Source organism: Alteromonas alvinellae (assembly GCF_902705805.1).
In genome coordinates this window covers 1-14,527 of sequence record NZ_CACSIH010000066.1, presented here as the reverse complement: position 1 = coordinate 14,527, position 14,527 = coordinate 1, and the positions used below count along the sequence as shown (strand labels likewise).

Sequence of the window (14,527 nt, the reverse complement as noted above, 5' to 3'; positions counted from 1 at the left end):
CTTTTAAACAATATTTTAAAACTGACGGTTAATTTAGAAAGAACCAATCAGTGATAGACGCGCATTAATTGGCGCACCTACTGTTACCTGATGCGTAGAGTGTGCATTCGGGAAGTAAAGCGTATCAGTCAAGTTTTCAACGTTTAACTGAAGGCGCATTTTGTCGCTAAGCGTGTAGTAAGCAGACGCATCAACACGCGTATAGCTAGGTAGTACAGGCGATGAAGCACTTGTCGATACCTTACTTTCGTCCTGATATGTAGCACCAATGCCGAAGCCAAATACTTCATTCACTTCGTAGGTTGTCCACACAGACATCGTATTTTCAGGCAGCTCACGAAGCTCTACGCCACTTGCGTTTTCGCCGTCAAGGTTGCTGTAGTTTGCAGTAATATACCACTTGTCTGTGATATAACCTTGCAGCTGTAGCTCAAAACCAGATACATCTGAGTCAACTTCAACAAAGCTTTCAGGGTCATTCGGGTCGTTATCCAATGACGTCTGCTCGTTCTCAAAGATAGCTGCTGTAAAGCTCATGCTGTCGTTGAAGTCCCACTTAACACCAATTTCTTGGTTCGTGAACGTGTCTGGATCTAGCGCGTTTGCGTCGCCATTAATATTCGCATATTGCTCGCCGCTGCGTGGCAAGAATGACTCACTGTAGCTAGCGTATATAGAGATATTTTTCTGTGGCTTATACACTAGGCCTGCACGCGGTGACACTTCTTCGTCTTTTCTGCTGCGTGTCTCTAAAACTTCAGGGTCCGCGTTGAATACTTCAATATCGAAGCTGTCAAAACGTGCACCTAGTACAAGGTCGAAGTTGTCTGATAGTGCAATTTCATCTTGAACATAGAAAGAGTATACATCCAAGTCTACATGCGTATCGTCGTTCAAGTCAGAGAAGTCTGCTGTAACTGTTACGCCTTCAGCATTTGTACCAGTTAAACCACGGAAGCTTAACGGACGTGAAATATTAAACGTTTCTCTATCACCGTCAGTGGAATCAAACACAGGGTTGTAACGATCTTGGTTTGACTTGGTATTAATAACCTCACCACCGAAGATAACCGTGTGCCCAATGCTTCCCGTTTCAAATTCGCCAACTAGGTTAGAAGACAAGATCATGTTTTCACGCTGCGTAGTATCAACGTATCCGTCTAGCGTTACTTGCTCAGTCTCAGCGTTATAACCTGCCGCATAAAAGGTCGAGTAAACTTTGTCATAGTCACCGTAAAAAGCGTTGAAGTTACCTTTCAGGTTATCTGAGAAAGTGTGCTCAACGTTTGCACGGAACACGTCAGCGCCCAATGTTTGGTAATTGTTATCTGGATCGCCAAACACGATTTCTTCAAACGCTTCAACTGGCTCGCCGTTGGCTGTTGGCACACCGCGGTCAATAAAGCGCTCGTGGTCGATATATTCATACGACACATCAACAATTGTGTCATCGCTTAACTCAAAGCGTGCCGTTGGGTTGAAGCCGTAACGATCTCCGTAAAAGAAGTCGCGATGATTATCTAAGCTTTCGTACATGGCGTTAATGCGCAGGGCCGACTTATCGCCCGTGTCAACATTGGTGTCTAACTGTAAGTTGTATGCACCAAACGTATTAGCAGATACGTTGTAGTTTACAAACTTATCGCTCGTTTTCGCTTTCTTAGATACACGATTTAAGATACCGCCCGTACCACCGCGACCGAATAGCAATGCATTTGGACCACGAAGAATTTCTACCTGTTCAACATTGTAAAGTGCACGGTAGTATTGAACGTCATCACGGTTACCATCTAAGTAGAAATCTGCAGTAGAGCGCACACCACGGAATACTACCGAGTCGCGGTGACCTTCACCTTGCGATGTATTAACACCTGGTGCGTAGTCAATAATTTGTCCAATGCTAGTAATACCGCGAGCCGTTATTTCTTCAGCCGTAATAATCGACAAGCTCTGTGGCACGTCGATAATAGGTGTAGGGCTTTTAATTGAGTTGGACTGGTTAACCGAAAGGTACTTCCCTTTCACCGTTAGTCTCTCAATATCTTCCATATCAGCAGCAAAAGTTGCTGGGCTTAGAATTATCGCAGCAGCAATACTCGTAAGTTTGAATTTCAAAATTGCTCTCCAAGTGTTCTGTAAGTGTTGTGTGTTTACTTTTAAAAATCTGTAAAACCCTATTATCACGACCCGGCTTTCTGCCGAATTTTGCAATTGCAAATAATAATAGTTGTTATTTTTGGTCGGGATATTATAAAAATTTAGAACAAATGACGAGAGCAAAAGCGACAAAATTTAAAAACTCTTTATAAATTTTCTTAATTTATTAGATGAATAAGACTCAAATTGCACCAAAATAGACTAAAGAATAAGCAGGTGAATATATTTCGTACGATTGTAGAGGAGCATATTGCAGGTGTCGGAGGACGAGCGACAGGGAGAACAAACAGCTAAGTGAAAAGGTATTTACTGGCTACATCATCTGAAGTGTAGTCCGTTTGAATCAAGAGGGATCTGTGAAGTTAGCGCGAAGACGGATAAGCGGAAAAAATGTTTGGGAAGTAAAAGTTCAATGGCCCTTCAATACTGAAAGAGCCTTGAACAAACTCATTGATATAGCCTGCCAACTACACAACAGCATAGCGGCTTAAAATCAAAGCCACTGTGTGTTTTGCTAAGCTCTTCTTATCGTTATCGCTGAGGGAATCTTCAATTTTGAACAGCTGAGGCCAAAAGCACTGCCCTTTTACTAAGCTATCAATTTCATCGACAACCCGATCCAAGTCGTCAAACGCGAGTTTATTGTCGGCTTTGGCATCCTTTAACCAGCGGTGCATAGCCGTCTCTTGGGCTTTTAATTGCGCAACTTCATCTTTTAGCTTTTCCGGCTCGTAGAAGAAGTGGCCAATCGCAACCCGAGCTAAATCGAGGTGTGATTCACTCACCATAAACTCAATGTCTTGCAAAATAAGGTCTTCTAGCTGCTCGTCTAGCGGAAGCGTAGCATCGTACTTTTTATTAATATTTAAAATAGCCGTTTGCCACTGCTGCGTAACCAAATGCATCACCAGCTCTTCTTTTGTAGAAAAGTGATTGTACACAGTGCGCTTTGACACATTTGCCAGTTCAGCCAGCTTATCCATGCTTGTGCCGTTAACGCCAAACTCTTGGAATGCCTGTGTTGCCGCCTGAATAATGGCTTCGCGTTTGATGTCGCTACGCGTACGTGTGTTGCCTACCATATGGAAATTCTCAAAATTAGTTATCCGCTACATTAACCCGATCATTTTACACCGAACAGTTTACTTTTCAATGTGACCGCACTAAAATGCACTCACCAGTTTACTTTAGGTAATGACTATCTTTGCTGCCGTTGTGCATATCATCACTACCTTGGTTTACACATCTATACTTTAATTACCCTGACTATGGATTACATACACCTATGTCCATGATGCGATTCTCTCACATTTTATTTTTAAGCGTTTTATCGGTTTCCACTTTAAGTGCATGTTCTTCCGAAGAGCCTGCCGAGCAACAAGCAAACGTTGCACCTCGTTATGTCAAACTCGCTACGGTTAGCAACATTCCAGATTTTGACGAATTCACCTTCCCTGCCGTTGTATCGGCAGTGAAAACCGTCGATTTAAGCTTTGAAGTTTCAGGCCGCCTTATCCAGACCGACTTGGTGACAGGCAGTGATATCAATAAAGGCAAGTTACTGGCCACTATTGATCGTAAACCATTCGAAAGACGCGTGGACGAGTCTACGACACGACTTGATCAGGCTAAACGAGAGCTTGATAGAATTGAGAAAATGTTCGCTCAAAAGCTAGTTGCACAGAGCTCTCTGGATACTGCAAAAACATCTTACGAACTAGCGGTTATCGACTTAAAAAATGCAGAGCAAGATTTGAGCTACACACAGCTTTATGCTCCTTTTGATGCAAAGGTATCTCAACGACTTGTTGAAAATAACAGTTTTGTTGCCGCAGGTACGCCGATTGCTCGCCTGCAAGATGTGTCTAAAATATACTTCAACATAAATGTTCCTGAGCGCTTACTTACTGCCAATATTGGCCGTGGGATAAAACAAGCCAGCGCCACATTAGCCACCAATCGCAGCCAGTGGTACCCGGTGAACTATGTAGAGCACTCTACTCAACCCGACCCTGTGTCGCAAACTTATGAAGTGGTGTTTGCCATGGAGCCTCGCGAAGAACTACCGTTAACGCCAGGCGCCCGCGCAGTGGTAAAAGTCAGCCTACAAGGTAGTCTGTATCCAGAGGGCTTTGTTGTGCCTGTAAGATCACTTGTGGGTAACAAGGACTCTGGCTTTGCCGTATGGGTATACAACGAAGAAACGAATGCAGTAACAAAGCGAGCTGTAAATGTTAAGCATATTGAAAATGAACTAGCAATTATCGAAGGTAAAAGCCAAGGTGAAATCACTCTTGGCCAGCAAGTGGTTGCTGCTGGAGCAACACAAATGCGTGCAGACATGAAAGTACTTCCTTACCAAGGAGAGAAGTAATTTATGGATATCGCACGCTATTCAATTGATAAGCCCGTCAATATTTGGCTAATGGTAGTCATCCTGCTTTTAGGCGGCATTTTGGCTATGAGCAAAATTGGTCGCTTAGAAGACCCTGCGTTTACCATCAAACAGGTAAAGGTATACACCAACTATCCTGGAGCCAGTGCTGAAAAGGTAGAACGTGAAGTCACTGAACGCTTAGAAATTGCCATCCAGCAAATGCCGCAGTTAAAAGAAGTGACGTCTGTTTCATCGCCGGGCCTTTCCGAAATTACCGTTGAAGTTAAGAGTACTTACGACAGTAACCTCTTACCACAGATATGGGATGAGTTGAGAAAGCGACTTCGCGACACCGCAAGCTCGTTGCCAACGGGTGCACAAAACCCAGTGGTATTTGATGATTTCGGTGACGTTTACGGGCTTTATTACGCGTTAAGTGCACCTGATTTCGATACCCGGGAGCTTCGAGAATTCGCCCGAATTATTCGACGTGACCTGCTTACTACAGAAGGCGTTGCCAAAGTAAATGTCACTGGCGTTCAAAAAGAACAGATAGTGGCCTATATCAACCCTTATCAACTCGCGGGCTTAGGCATTTCATTTCCTGATCTCGCCTCTCTTTTTGAAGACAACCTGCGCCCGTTCAACGGCGGCCGTATTAAAGTTGACGAAAAAAATGTGCGCCTAATTGTAGAGCGCGCGCCAGACAGACTAGAAGAAATATCTAATCTGTCAGTGGTAGTGCCTGGCACAAACCGTTCCCTTCGGGTTGCTGATATTGCCACGCTAAAGTTAGAGCCTGCCGACATACAGCCCGTTCATGTACGCTACAACGGCGAAGAAGCACTTACGCTTTCAGTATCAGCGTTGACCGACGTTAACATTGTTGATGTGGGCGAGCGTGTTAACGCAAAAGTAGAAAAGCTGCTTCAAGAACTGCCTGTCGGTATTACGCTAACGCCAATTTATGATCAGGCTTCGGTGGTTGATGAGTCGGTAACCGGCTTTATTAATAACCTTGTCATGTCAGTCGCCGTAGTTACTCTAACCCTGTGTTTATTCATGGGGTGGCGCTCGGGTGTGGTAGTTGGCTCAGTGCTACTTGTTACCGTGCTAGGTACGATTCTTGTTATGTGGCTGATGGATATTCAGCTTCAGCGCATATCCCTTGGTGCCATGGTTATCGCCATGGGTATGCTAGTAGATAACGCTATCGTGGTTGCTGAAGGCATGATGCTTCGCATGGCCACCGGCTCCACAGCTAAAGAATCAGCCAGCTTTATTGTTAAGCGCACGCAGTGGCCGCTACTTGGCGCAACCGTTATCGGTATTGCGGCGTTTTCAGGCATAGGTCTTTCAAACGATGCCACCGGCGAGTTTCTTTACTCATTGTTTGCCGTAGTCTTAGTTTCCCTAATGATTAGCTGGGTATTAGCAGTAACTTTAGTGCCTGTTCTCGGCGCGTATTTCTACCGCAAAGGTATGGGTCAGACTGCAGGCAACGAAATATCAGCATCGCAGCGCTGGTTTAAAAGCGCATTACTTGGTGCACTTAAACTTCGCTGGGTAACTATTAGTGTACTTTTTGTCATCACTATTGTGGCTTATGGAAGCTTTGGTATGGTAAAGCAAGGTTTTTTCCCACCATCAAATGCGCCGCTATTCTTTGTACATTATTGGGGCCCGCAAGACAGAGACATTCGTGCCACTGAAGTGATAGCAAAAGAAGCGGAAGCGCGTATTTTAGCCATGGAAAACGTCACGGCTGTAACCACCTTTATTGGGCAGGGTGCAGACCGTTTCACCCTCACTTATGCGCCTAAAAGCGCTAACGAAAACTATGCTTTTTTCATGGTTCGGGCGAATAAACTGGATAACATCCCTGCTATTCAAGAGAAGCTTAGAAATAAACTTACCGACCTAGATTTCGACGCTAACTTCTACATGGAACGAATGCAGTTTGGGCCCGGATCTGGTGCAAAGCTAGAAGCAAGGTTTTCTGGTCCAGATACTGAAGTGCTTCGTGAATTAGCAGAACAAGCTAAGGCCCTGCTATTTGCTGACGGAAAAGTTAAAGATGTAAGACACAACTGGCGAGAAAAAGGTTTTGCCATCAACACGCAGTTTGATAACTACAACGCAGGTATTGCTGGCGTGTCACACAATGATTTTAGTCAAACCATACAATATGCAAGTAGCGGCGTTCAGCTAGGTACGGTGCAAGACGGTGACTACGCTTACAATATCATCGCAAAGATGGGCAAGGCAGAAGATACCGAGCTGCAGTCAATACGCGAATCACAAGTATGGTCTACGCAACAGCGCCAATACGTGCCTTTCACCCAAGTGTCACAAGGCTTAGAGCTAATGACTGAAGAAATGCGTATTCATCGTCGCGACCGTGTGCGCACCATTACCGTAGAAGCGGAGCCCGGTGATGATGAAACGGCTGCTAAAGCCTTGGCTAGAATTCGCCCGCTTATTGAGGGTATAGAACTTCCAACTGGATATTCATTGGAATGGGGCGGCGAATTTGAAAGCTCTAGCGATGCACAAAAAGCTTTGGGCGCAGGCTTGCCTGCAGGCTTTTTAGTCATGTTTATTATCTCGGTATTGCTGTTTGGTCACGCTCGCCAGCCACTGATCATTTGGCTTGTGGTACCTATGGCTGTTGTAGGTGTTGTTACAGGCCTTCTTAGTACAGATATGCCGTTTGGCTTTATGTCGCTTCTCGGCTTTTTGAGCTTGTTCGGTATGCTTATTAAGAACGCTATTGTACTTATTGAAGAAATAGACCTTCAGATAGAAGAAGGACTCGCCATTCAACAAGCCATTGTAGAGGCGACTATCAGTCGTGTACGCCCCGTTTCACTGGCGGCAGTCACGACCATCTTAGGCATGGCGCCGCTGCTGTTCGACGCCTTCTTTGCTGACATGGCTGTGACGATTATGGGCGGGTTGGCGTTCGCCACGGTACTTACGCTTATCGCTGTGCCCGTGCTTTATAGCCTTATGTTTAAAGTTAGCTATCGCAAAAGCTAAGGCTCAGAAACTAATGGTCTCTTTATCAAAGTATTTATGTACGATGGTAGAGAGGCCACTTCTTTTTTAGCTATGTTTATACTATTAACACAGACGTGCAGATATAAACGCAAACGCGCCGATATTGATGCAAACGCGGCAAACTAGCGCTTAGCCTCTACCCTACTTTGCATAAACTTCATTACATCTCGCCACGACACCATGCCAACCGGGTGCTTATTTTTATCAATGATGGGAATGCAGGATATTTTATATGTATTGAACAGCTCAATGGCCGCGAATACTGAATCAGTGGGATTTAGCGTAATCACCTCGCGGGTCATGATTTGATGGGCACGTTTATCAAGCGTTGCGCGATCAAGCATTCGCTCACTTAACGTGTCGACGAAAGGGCTAACTGATTTCATTAAGTCTCTATCAGATATAATGCCCTGAAGCTTATTATCGTGAACCACAACCAAGTGATGAAACCCCGTTGCTGCGAATAGCTCTCTTAATGACTGCAAGCTGTCGTCCATGTGCACACTGACTACACGAGTAGACATAATTTTGGCAATGCTCATCAAGTCTCCTTTTTACTTTCACTCTACTTCTTCGCATTAGCATTAGGCTCAAACGATTGTAAATGGTAGCCCTAACTCAATATATTAGCTCAGTATTTTAACAGGGTACGTTAACTCAGTATCTCAGCTCAGGGTATTAGCTTTGAAAAATCATCTCAGTAGTCCGGCACATAACATTTTCAAATAGATACTGGCTGATTATTGACATCAAACATATGGATTATCGCCCATGGCCACCGCCACGCAGAATAACCTCAAGTCTAGCTCAAGCTGATGATAATCAGGCTCCATGTAGCAACAAAGTTTATAGAACGCTTTGTTGTGATCCTTTTCTTTAAAGTGCGCCAGCTCATGAACTACCAGTGCTTTTAACAGAGGCTCTGGTGCATAGAGTAAATCGTTGTTAATGGCTAAGTCGTGTTTGCGCGTTTTACCTTGCATACGGTAAGTATGCGTACCTAACGCATTGGTAACCATATCCCCTTGTTTCTTAAATGCTGCCCGACCAAATGGTGGCGCATTTTTTAAGAACTGCTTTTTAAATTCTGTCGCGTACTGGTAAAGCAGCTTATCTGTAGTTATATCATGGGCTTTGGGATATTTTTTCAACAAGTAGCTTTTTAACCGATTGTCCGAAATTAGCTGTAGGGCTTGTTCTACAACAGTTGAAGGGTAGCCATTGAAAAACCGAGCATATTCGTTCACGTTTATCTCTCCTTTGCAGGAAGAATTATAAAGCATTTACACTATGTAGATAGCACTGACTTTTGTGATCCGGCTCTTTTAGATAAAAGTTACAAATGAAAATAAGCCACAGTAAAGGTTACTGCGGCGAAAGGTGTGCTACGGGACCAACCTCGGCCAACATTTTCTCGGCAAGTGAGCCTTGTAAATCGCCAAGACCACCGGCACAGCCCACCTACTTTTTAGTCTGTAACGCCTTCAACAACAGCTTCAACAGTGCCCGCGAAGTCCATTCCCAGGGCCCCATCAGGTAATTGTGGAGCAAAAGGTTAATTCAGCACCCGATTGACGAATCATCATGTCAATTGTGCTAACGCTGCTTGCTGATGATAAACGCTTTATTGTGGCGTCGAAAAGCCATAATGAAAAATACGGTAAGCCAGAAACGCCATCCGACTTGAAACAACACAAAATAGTTAGCCTTACCGGCTTAGAAGTGTGAGACTTTAAAGCCAGCCAAGGTGTCAATTCTATTAAAACGGCTAATTACTTGCGTATGGACAATGGTGAAGCGGTGCGCGACGCCTGTATTCAAGGCTGTGGTATTACCCTTACCGCTACGTGGTGCAGCTACCCTTATTTAGAAAGTGACGAGTTAGTGCAAATAGTGCTGGATTACCCTCTCGCTACCGATTGTGCATTATGGGCAGTGTATCTAGTAACCGTTTATTAGCGCCTAAGGTTCGTGCATTCATTGATTTCTTAGCTGAACGTTTTAGTGGTACTCCGTATTGGGACGAAAAGCTGAACGGCACAGTTACTTAGGACTATCTCATTCTAAGAGAACTGTTTTTTGTCATTCTGTTAATTTACAAAACAAAACACCAACTTTTCAGTAGCTTCCTCGTTTCTATACTATGCTTGTACTAAAGTAAAATTGTCAAAACAATGCTTTTTCGGCAACATTTAACGTAGATTTCAAATTGGGTAATACAATGATGAAAAAGCCGTACTTGTTCTTCACGGCCATCTTCAGCCTGCTGCTAGCTAACGTTGCAGCAGCAGAACAAAGCAAACTTAAGATTAGCGGCTTTGGTACGCTTGCAACGGCCACAGCAGATACACGCACTTATCAATTTCGCACCGACCGTTCACAAGCAGAATCTGCAAAAAAGGGGGGCTTTGCGTTTAAGCCTTTAAGCCTTATTGGCGTGCAGCTTGATTACAGCCTGTCAAACAATCTCGACTTTGTAGGGCAATTTGTTTATCGAGAGCAAGATGAGCAGGACATAGACTCAATAACGCAGATGGCTTTTTTGCGCTATGACGTAACGCCTTCGTGGCAGGTCAGAGCAGGAAGACTTGCAGCCGATATCTTTCATTTTAGTGATACCAGAGACGTATCTATAGCCTACCCTTGGGTAAAAGTACCCACGGAAGTTTACGGCATTGTCCCGGCTAGAAGCCTTGACGGCGCAGATATTCGTTACTTAAAACGTTATGATAGCTTCAACCTATCGGTAAAGGGTTTTTGGGGTCAAGGAGAAAGCGACTTTTCAAGTAGGGACTTTGAACCTATCACCTTTGAAAATTTGCGCACGCTGGGCATTGAATTAACCGCTTTTGATTGGAGCGTAGCGTTAAAACACACACGCACTGAAGCTGATAACGATAATTTCGATATAGCACAAATCAGCGCTGCTGTAGAGTTATTACAACCTTTTTGGAGTGGAGCGGCTGACTTTTCAGATTCACTGCGACTGCGCGACGCAACTATTCAATATACCTCTATTTATGCCAGCAGATATTTAGGTGACTGGGAAGTGTCCGGTGAACTTTCGCATATTGATTCAGAATCTGTCGCACTAAGACCCTCTTATAATGGTTTTCTAAATATTAGTTATCTTTACGGTGCGCATACCTTTTACGGTCTATTTTCTTTTGCAGAAACTGATACCTATTTTCTTAGCGAAGAACAGTCTGAATTTCCCATCATTCCTGCAACCGCTCAACTAGCGATGTTTGTTGAAGAAGTGGCCAGCACACTGGCTCACCGACAGAAGACATTCTCAGTGGGCTGGCGCTGGGACCTACGAGAAAACCTAGCGTTTAAAGCACAAGTTGAACGAACTGATGTAAAAGCTAGAGGGACAGGGCTTCGTGCCCGTGATGGTTTAGTCGTTGACGATGAAGGCGGTGTAGCACACACCTTATTCCTCGCCTTAAGTTTTAGCTTTTAAGGGGAATGAACATGAGTTTGTTTAAACACTTCCCCTTAATTATAGGCTTAGCGCTTTTTATGTATAGCGCGGCTTCTGCGGCACAATCACAAGAGAGAATTGTTGTAGTGACCAACCTTAACAATGATGTGCAGGTACTGGACAAAAAAGGCTTAATTGACCTATTTATGGGTAAATACTCAGCGTTTCCAAATGGCAAAGAAGCCACGCCGATAGACGTAGAATTAGATGCCGAACTGAAAAGCCAGTTCTATAAATCTTTGGTAGGTCTCCCCCTTGCAAGGGTAAATGCGTATTGGTCACGACTTAAATTCTCTGGCCGCGTTAAACCTCCTGCGGTAGAGCAAACTCTTGACGATATCAAGCTAAGGCTTGAGGAAGATGAGTCGGCGCTAGCTTATGTATATGAGTCGACTGTGACAAACAGTATGAAGGTAGTGTATCGTTTTGATTAACATACAAGGTCTAGGTTTTCGTTTCTCGCTATTTTTAGTCGTAGCTGCAATGTTGGTAGTGCTTACTACCGCTGAATTCTTTTATCGCGTGACTTACGAAAACGAGATAAAAGAAGCGAACAGGGATATAGAAGAGCTTTATCAAACCGTAGCTGCAACCGCATCCATCGCGGCTTTTTTAGAAGATGAAGACTTAGCCAAAGAAGCCATTAATGGTTTAGTTAAAACTGACAAAATTCTAGCGGCCTCTATAAAAAGCGACGCCCTTTACTACCAAACAAATGTAACTGAAGCTATCAACAAAAACACTGAATCCCGGGTGTTTGTGGTCAGGCACCCCTTTATGCCGGAAGAGGCAGTAGCTGAAGTTAACGTTTATCCTAATTTCGAGTACATCATTAACCAGGCAGAAAAAACCAGTATCGACAACAGCTACTCACTGTACGCTGAAGCCTTGGTAGTTGGTATAGTAGCGTTGATAATCACCTACTACATTATTATTTCCCCTATGTTACGAGTTGGCCGCTCTCTACACCAAATCACGCCTGGAACATCGCAGAGGATCCCTATCCCGAAATATCACTCGCGCAGTGAAATAGGTAAACTCGTTTACGACACCAATCAACTGCTAAATAAAGTTGAAGAGCAATTCACGCAGGAACGTCAGCTAAGAGAAGAAATAGAGTTTCTTGAAAAGCGATTTAGAATGCTGTTTGAGAACGCCAAAACTGCAACAGTATTAATGGCCGAGAATGGTACGATAGCGCTTCGAAACGACGCATTTAATGATTTGGTAGAGAAGACGGAGCTTGGAATAAAGCAAGGCTATGGCGAACTGTTAGGCGAACTATTCGAAACACCAGAAGCAATGAAAGCTGCACTTAAAGAAACCTTCGCGCGAAACGAGTTTGCGACAGGAGAGTACAAGCTAAAGAGTAGTTCAAATGATAGTGCTATTTGGGTCCAACTTATTGCCAGCCCATTACTCACAGAAGAAGGTGAACGTTACTACCAGCTTACGTTAAATGATATATCGAGCCGTAGACAAGAGTTACAAAAGCTTGCCCTACAAGCAGATTTTGACGCGTTAACAGGTATCTACAATCGAAATGGCGGTGAAAAGCTCATAGCCAAACTCATGAGAAAGGAACACCAGTTTGCGTTAGCTCTGATCGACCTTAACGGATTTAAAGCAGTAAATGATATCTACGGTCACGATGCGGGTGACGAGGTTCTCATTTTTGTTGCTGAGCAATTAAAAGAAAAAATACGCAAAAACGATGTCGCTATACGTTGGGGCGGCGATGAATTTATGTTGTTACTGCAAGCGGATGATGAAGAGTCTGTTAAACGGGTTATAGAGAAAGTGAATGCTGGCGTTAAACAACCTTTTTATTTTAATAACGATAGTAAGCCGACTGTGGTCTCTATGAGCGTTGGTGTCTCCTTCTACCCTAATACTAGTAGCAATATGCATGCATTGATAAAACTCGCTGATATTGCCATGTATAAAGCAAAACAAAATAAGATAGCCTCACCTGACGACTATCTTATCTTTGTCGACCAATGCCGGCTCGACGATGAAAATATAGAATAAAATGTTAATACTTTCCTAGCATTCTACTTTCAATACCCTTACGCGTTGTAATTTTAGCGCCTTCTTCGCTTGTGCCTAATTCACTGCGCGGGGGCCAACAATAAAAAAGGTAGTTTTGCGCCTTTCTAACATACAAAAGCCGAGTTATCAGATAACTCGGCTTTCTTTTTCATCTTCGCGCTATTAATCACTCAATAGTACGGCGTATCTAAGTGCGTCACATATTATTCACTAATTGTTTTACCTAACATACGCTTTAACGTACCGTCTTTATCGATAATATGGTGCTTGAGAGCGCCAGCAATGTGTAGCGATAAAGCGACAATTACGATGTATCCTAAATAGAAGTGAATCGCTCCACCCAGCTTAGACAGCTCGTAATTGATAGGCAGCGTTTTTTCAGGGTCATCAACACTATAGTTAGGCGCAAAAACTTCTAATCCAAAAACAGATAAGCCATGCCCACCGAGTACCGAGGCCATCAGACCTGATATAGGCATCATTAACGTTGCGATAATCAGAACCCAGTGCACCACTGTGGCTAACTTGTGTTCAATAGGTTTGTAATCACCAGCTGCGCTGGGCCAGCCGTTCTTCATTCGCCATATAACGCGGGCTAACGCGACAAATAAGATGATAAAGCCAATGGCCTTATGCCATGGATAAAGCGTATAAACGCCATTTTCTGACATATAGATCCCAGTAGCGAGTAACCCGATAATGGTTAATCCCACCAGCCAGTGTAAAAATACGGTTGTCGTAGCAACTTTGTTGTGGCTATCGTACTGCATGCTTTCCTCACATTTTTCCATGTTAAGAACTACATTATTCGTCTAACGTATCTCAACATTTTATAATTCCTCACACATTGTGAGGAATTACTAATAAGTATTAAAGCAATTTGTAGGCCTACTTTTCACAAGCAAGGTGTTTCAAGTTTTTGCCTATTCAATCAGAGCGTAAAATAGAGAAGCTAATTTTTCAGCGCATCAAAAGGTTAATGCGCCGCGATGATGGCGTCTAATTCGGTAATTAACATCTTAATATGGAAAGGGTCATTGGCAAACGGATGTGGTACTGCAAAGGTGTGCTGGTCATTATCAGAGTAATCTCCTTCTACATCGGCAAAACGTTCTGAGAAAGCGGCTTCCATAAAAATTTGTGCGCCATGCTTTAGGTCGCCCCAGCAAGACCGTAAGCGCTTTTCACCATTTTGCTACCCAAAAGCGACTTCGGATTTACCGATACCATTGATTGCCCTACATTAAGTTATCAATAATGCCTAAACTCGATAAGCGCAGGTTTCTTTAAAGCAGTTTCAAGGTAATCTACATAATAAACAGCTTACATTTAAAGCGTGTTTAAAATGCTTATATCAGCGACAGGGCAAGATCATACTCTAACTTGCGTTA

General features: G+C 43.6%; 13 protein-coding genes and 1 pseudogene. 7 read left to right on the top strand and 7 right to left on the bottom strand.

The genetic code is table 11. The annotated features are described in order from the left end of the window. Positions 1-33: 33 nt before the first annotated feature. Both ACX5KA_RS05090 and ACX5KA_RS05085 read right to left on the bottom strand, forming a co-directional pair. On the bottom strand, positions 34-2,115 hold the full coding sequence (locus tag ACX5KA_RS05090; protein WP_049585922.1) for a TonB-dependent receptor: 2,082 nt from the start codon (positions 2,113-2,115) through the stop codon (positions 34-36). Between the two features lie 509 nt (positions 2,116-2,624). Continuing rightward, positions 2,625-3,239, bottom strand: coding sequence for a TetR/AcrR family transcriptional regulator (locus ACX5KA_RS05085; RefSeq protein ID WP_014976048.1), 615 nt, complete (start codon positions 3,237-3,239; stop codon positions 2,625-2,627). 209 nt (positions 3,240-3,448) lie between these two features. On the opposite strand from ACX5KA_RS05085, the gene ACX5KA_RS05080 reads away from it, so the two are divergent. After that, positions 3,449-4,531, top strand: coding sequence for an efflux RND transporter periplasmic adaptor subunit (locus tag ACX5KA_RS05080; protein WP_061485276.1), 1,083 nt, complete (start codon positions 3,449-3,451; stop codon positions 4,529-4,531). A gap of 3 nt (positions 4,532-4,534) precedes the next feature. After that, a complete protein-coding gene (locus tag ACX5KA_RS05075) occupies positions 4,535-7,576 on the top strand; it encodes an efflux RND transporter permease subunit (RefSeq protein ID WP_458730566.1) in 3,042 nt (1,013 codons plus the stop codon). A gap of 143 nt (positions 7,577-7,719) precedes the next feature. Here the strand turns inward: ACX5KA_RS05075 and ACX5KA_RS05070 are convergent, their stop codons facing one another. The 3 genes and pseudogenes from ACX5KA_RS05070 to ACX5KA_RS05060 all read right to left on the bottom strand — a co-directional run. Beyond that, positions 7,720-8,139, bottom strand: a complete 420-nt coding sequence (locus ACX5KA_RS05070; RefSeq protein WP_039216805.1) for a CBS domain-containing protein — start codon at positions 8,137-8,139, stop codon at positions 7,720-7,722. Positions 8,140-8,346: 207 nt separating this feature from the next. After that, the gene (locus tag ACX5KA_RS05065; protein WP_458730565.1) at positions 8,347-8,844 is read right to left on the bottom strand and encodes a M48 metallopeptidase family protein; all 498 of its coding nucleotides are present in this window, start codon (positions 8,842-8,844) and stop codon (positions 8,347-8,349) included. Between the two features lie 133 nt (positions 8,845-8,977). Continuing rightward, positions 8,978-9,210, bottom strand: a pseudogene (locus ACX5KA_RS05060) (alcohol dehydrogenase catalytic domain-containing protein); the annotation flags it as partial. Between ACX5KA_RS05060 and ACX5KA_RS05055 the strand changes: the two are divergent. From ACX5KA_RS05055 to ACX5KA_RS05035, 5 genes are all read left to right on the top strand, one after another. After that, entirely contained in the window at positions 9,182-9,325 is a 144-nt protein-coding gene (locus ACX5KA_RS05055; protein WP_458730586.1) for a hypothetical protein, read from the top strand. The pseudogene ACX5KA_RS05060 and the gene ACX5KA_RS05055 sit on opposite strands and share 29 nt — an antisense overlap. 48 nt (positions 9,326-9,373) lie before the next feature. Next, positions 9,374-9,556, top strand: coding sequence for a hypothetical protein (locus ACX5KA_RS05050; RefSeq protein ID WP_458730564.1), 183 nt, complete (start codon positions 9,374-9,376; stop codon positions 9,554-9,556). Positions 9,557-9,818: 262 nt separating this feature from the next. Next, positions 9,819-11,063, top strand: a complete 1,245-nt coding sequence (locus ACX5KA_RS05045; protein WP_039216799.1) for a hypothetical protein — start codon at positions 9,819-9,821, stop codon at positions 11,061-11,063. An 11-nt stretch (positions 11,064-11,074) separates the two neighbouring features. After that, complete coding sequence (locus ACX5KA_RS05040; RefSeq protein ID WP_039216797.1) at positions 11,075-11,518, top strand: hypothetical protein; 444 nt, start codon at positions 11,075-11,077, stop codon at positions 11,516-11,518. Next, entirely contained in the window at positions 11,511-13,115 is a 1,605-nt protein-coding gene (locus ACX5KA_RS05035; protein WP_039216794.1) for a sensor domain-containing diguanylate cyclase, read from the top strand. The genes ACX5KA_RS05040 and ACX5KA_RS05035 overlap by 8 nt, the downstream gene beginning before the upstream one ends. Before the next feature lie 224 nt (positions 13,116-13,339). On the opposite strand, the gene ACX5KA_RS05030 is transcribed toward ACX5KA_RS05035, so the two are convergent. Next, positions 13,340-13,906 carry a cytochrome b gene (locus ACX5KA_RS05030; RefSeq protein ID WP_458730563.1) on the bottom strand — a complete coding sequence of 189 codons (567 nt, stop codon included), beginning with the start codon at positions 13,904-13,906 and terminating at the stop codon, positions 13,340-13,342. Positions 13,907-14,112: 206 nt separating this feature from the next. Beyond that, on the bottom strand, positions 14,113-14,268 hold the full coding sequence (locus tag ACX5KA_RS05025; protein ID WP_458730562.1) for a hypothetical protein: 156 nt from the start codon (positions 14,266-14,268) through the stop codon (positions 14,113-14,115). Positions 14,269-14,527: the final 259 nt, after the last annotated feature.

Coding starts and splice junctions, on each gene's coding strand:
- ACX5KA_RS05025 (WP_458730562.1), bottom strand. CDS start 14,268: ATGGAAGCCGCTTTCTCAGAACGTTTTGCCGATGTAGAAGGAGATTAC.
- ACX5KA_RS05040 (WP_039216797.1), top strand. CDS start 11,075: ATGAGTTTGTTTAAACACTTCCCCTTAATTATAGGCTTAGCGCTTTTT.
- ACX5KA_RS05055 (WP_458730586.1), top strand. CDS start 9,182: ATGTCAATTGTGCTAACGCTGCTTGCTGATGATAAACGCTTTATTGTG.
- ACX5KA_RS05030 (WP_458730563.1), bottom strand. CDS start 13,906: ATGCAGTACGATAGCCACAACAAAGTTGCTACGACAACCGTATTTTTA.
- ACX5KA_RS05080 (WP_061485276.1), top strand. CDS start 3,449: ATGATGCGATTCTCTCACATTTTATTTTTAAGCGTTTTATCGGTTTCC.
- ACX5KA_RS05045 (WP_039216799.1), top strand. CDS start 9,819: ATGATGAAAAAGCCGTACTTGTTCTTCACGGCCATCTTCAGCCTGCTG.
- ACX5KA_RS05085 (WP_014976048.1), bottom strand. CDS start 3,239: ATGGTAGGCAACACACGTACGCGTAGCGACATCAAACGCGAAGCCATT.
- ACX5KA_RS05075 (WP_458730566.1), top strand. CDS start 4,535: ATGGATATCGCACGCTATTCAATTGATAAGCCCGTCAATATTTGGCTA.
- ACX5KA_RS05070 (WP_039216805.1), bottom strand. CDS start 8,139: ATGAGCATTGCCAAAATTATGTCTACTCGTGTAGTCAGTGTGCACATG.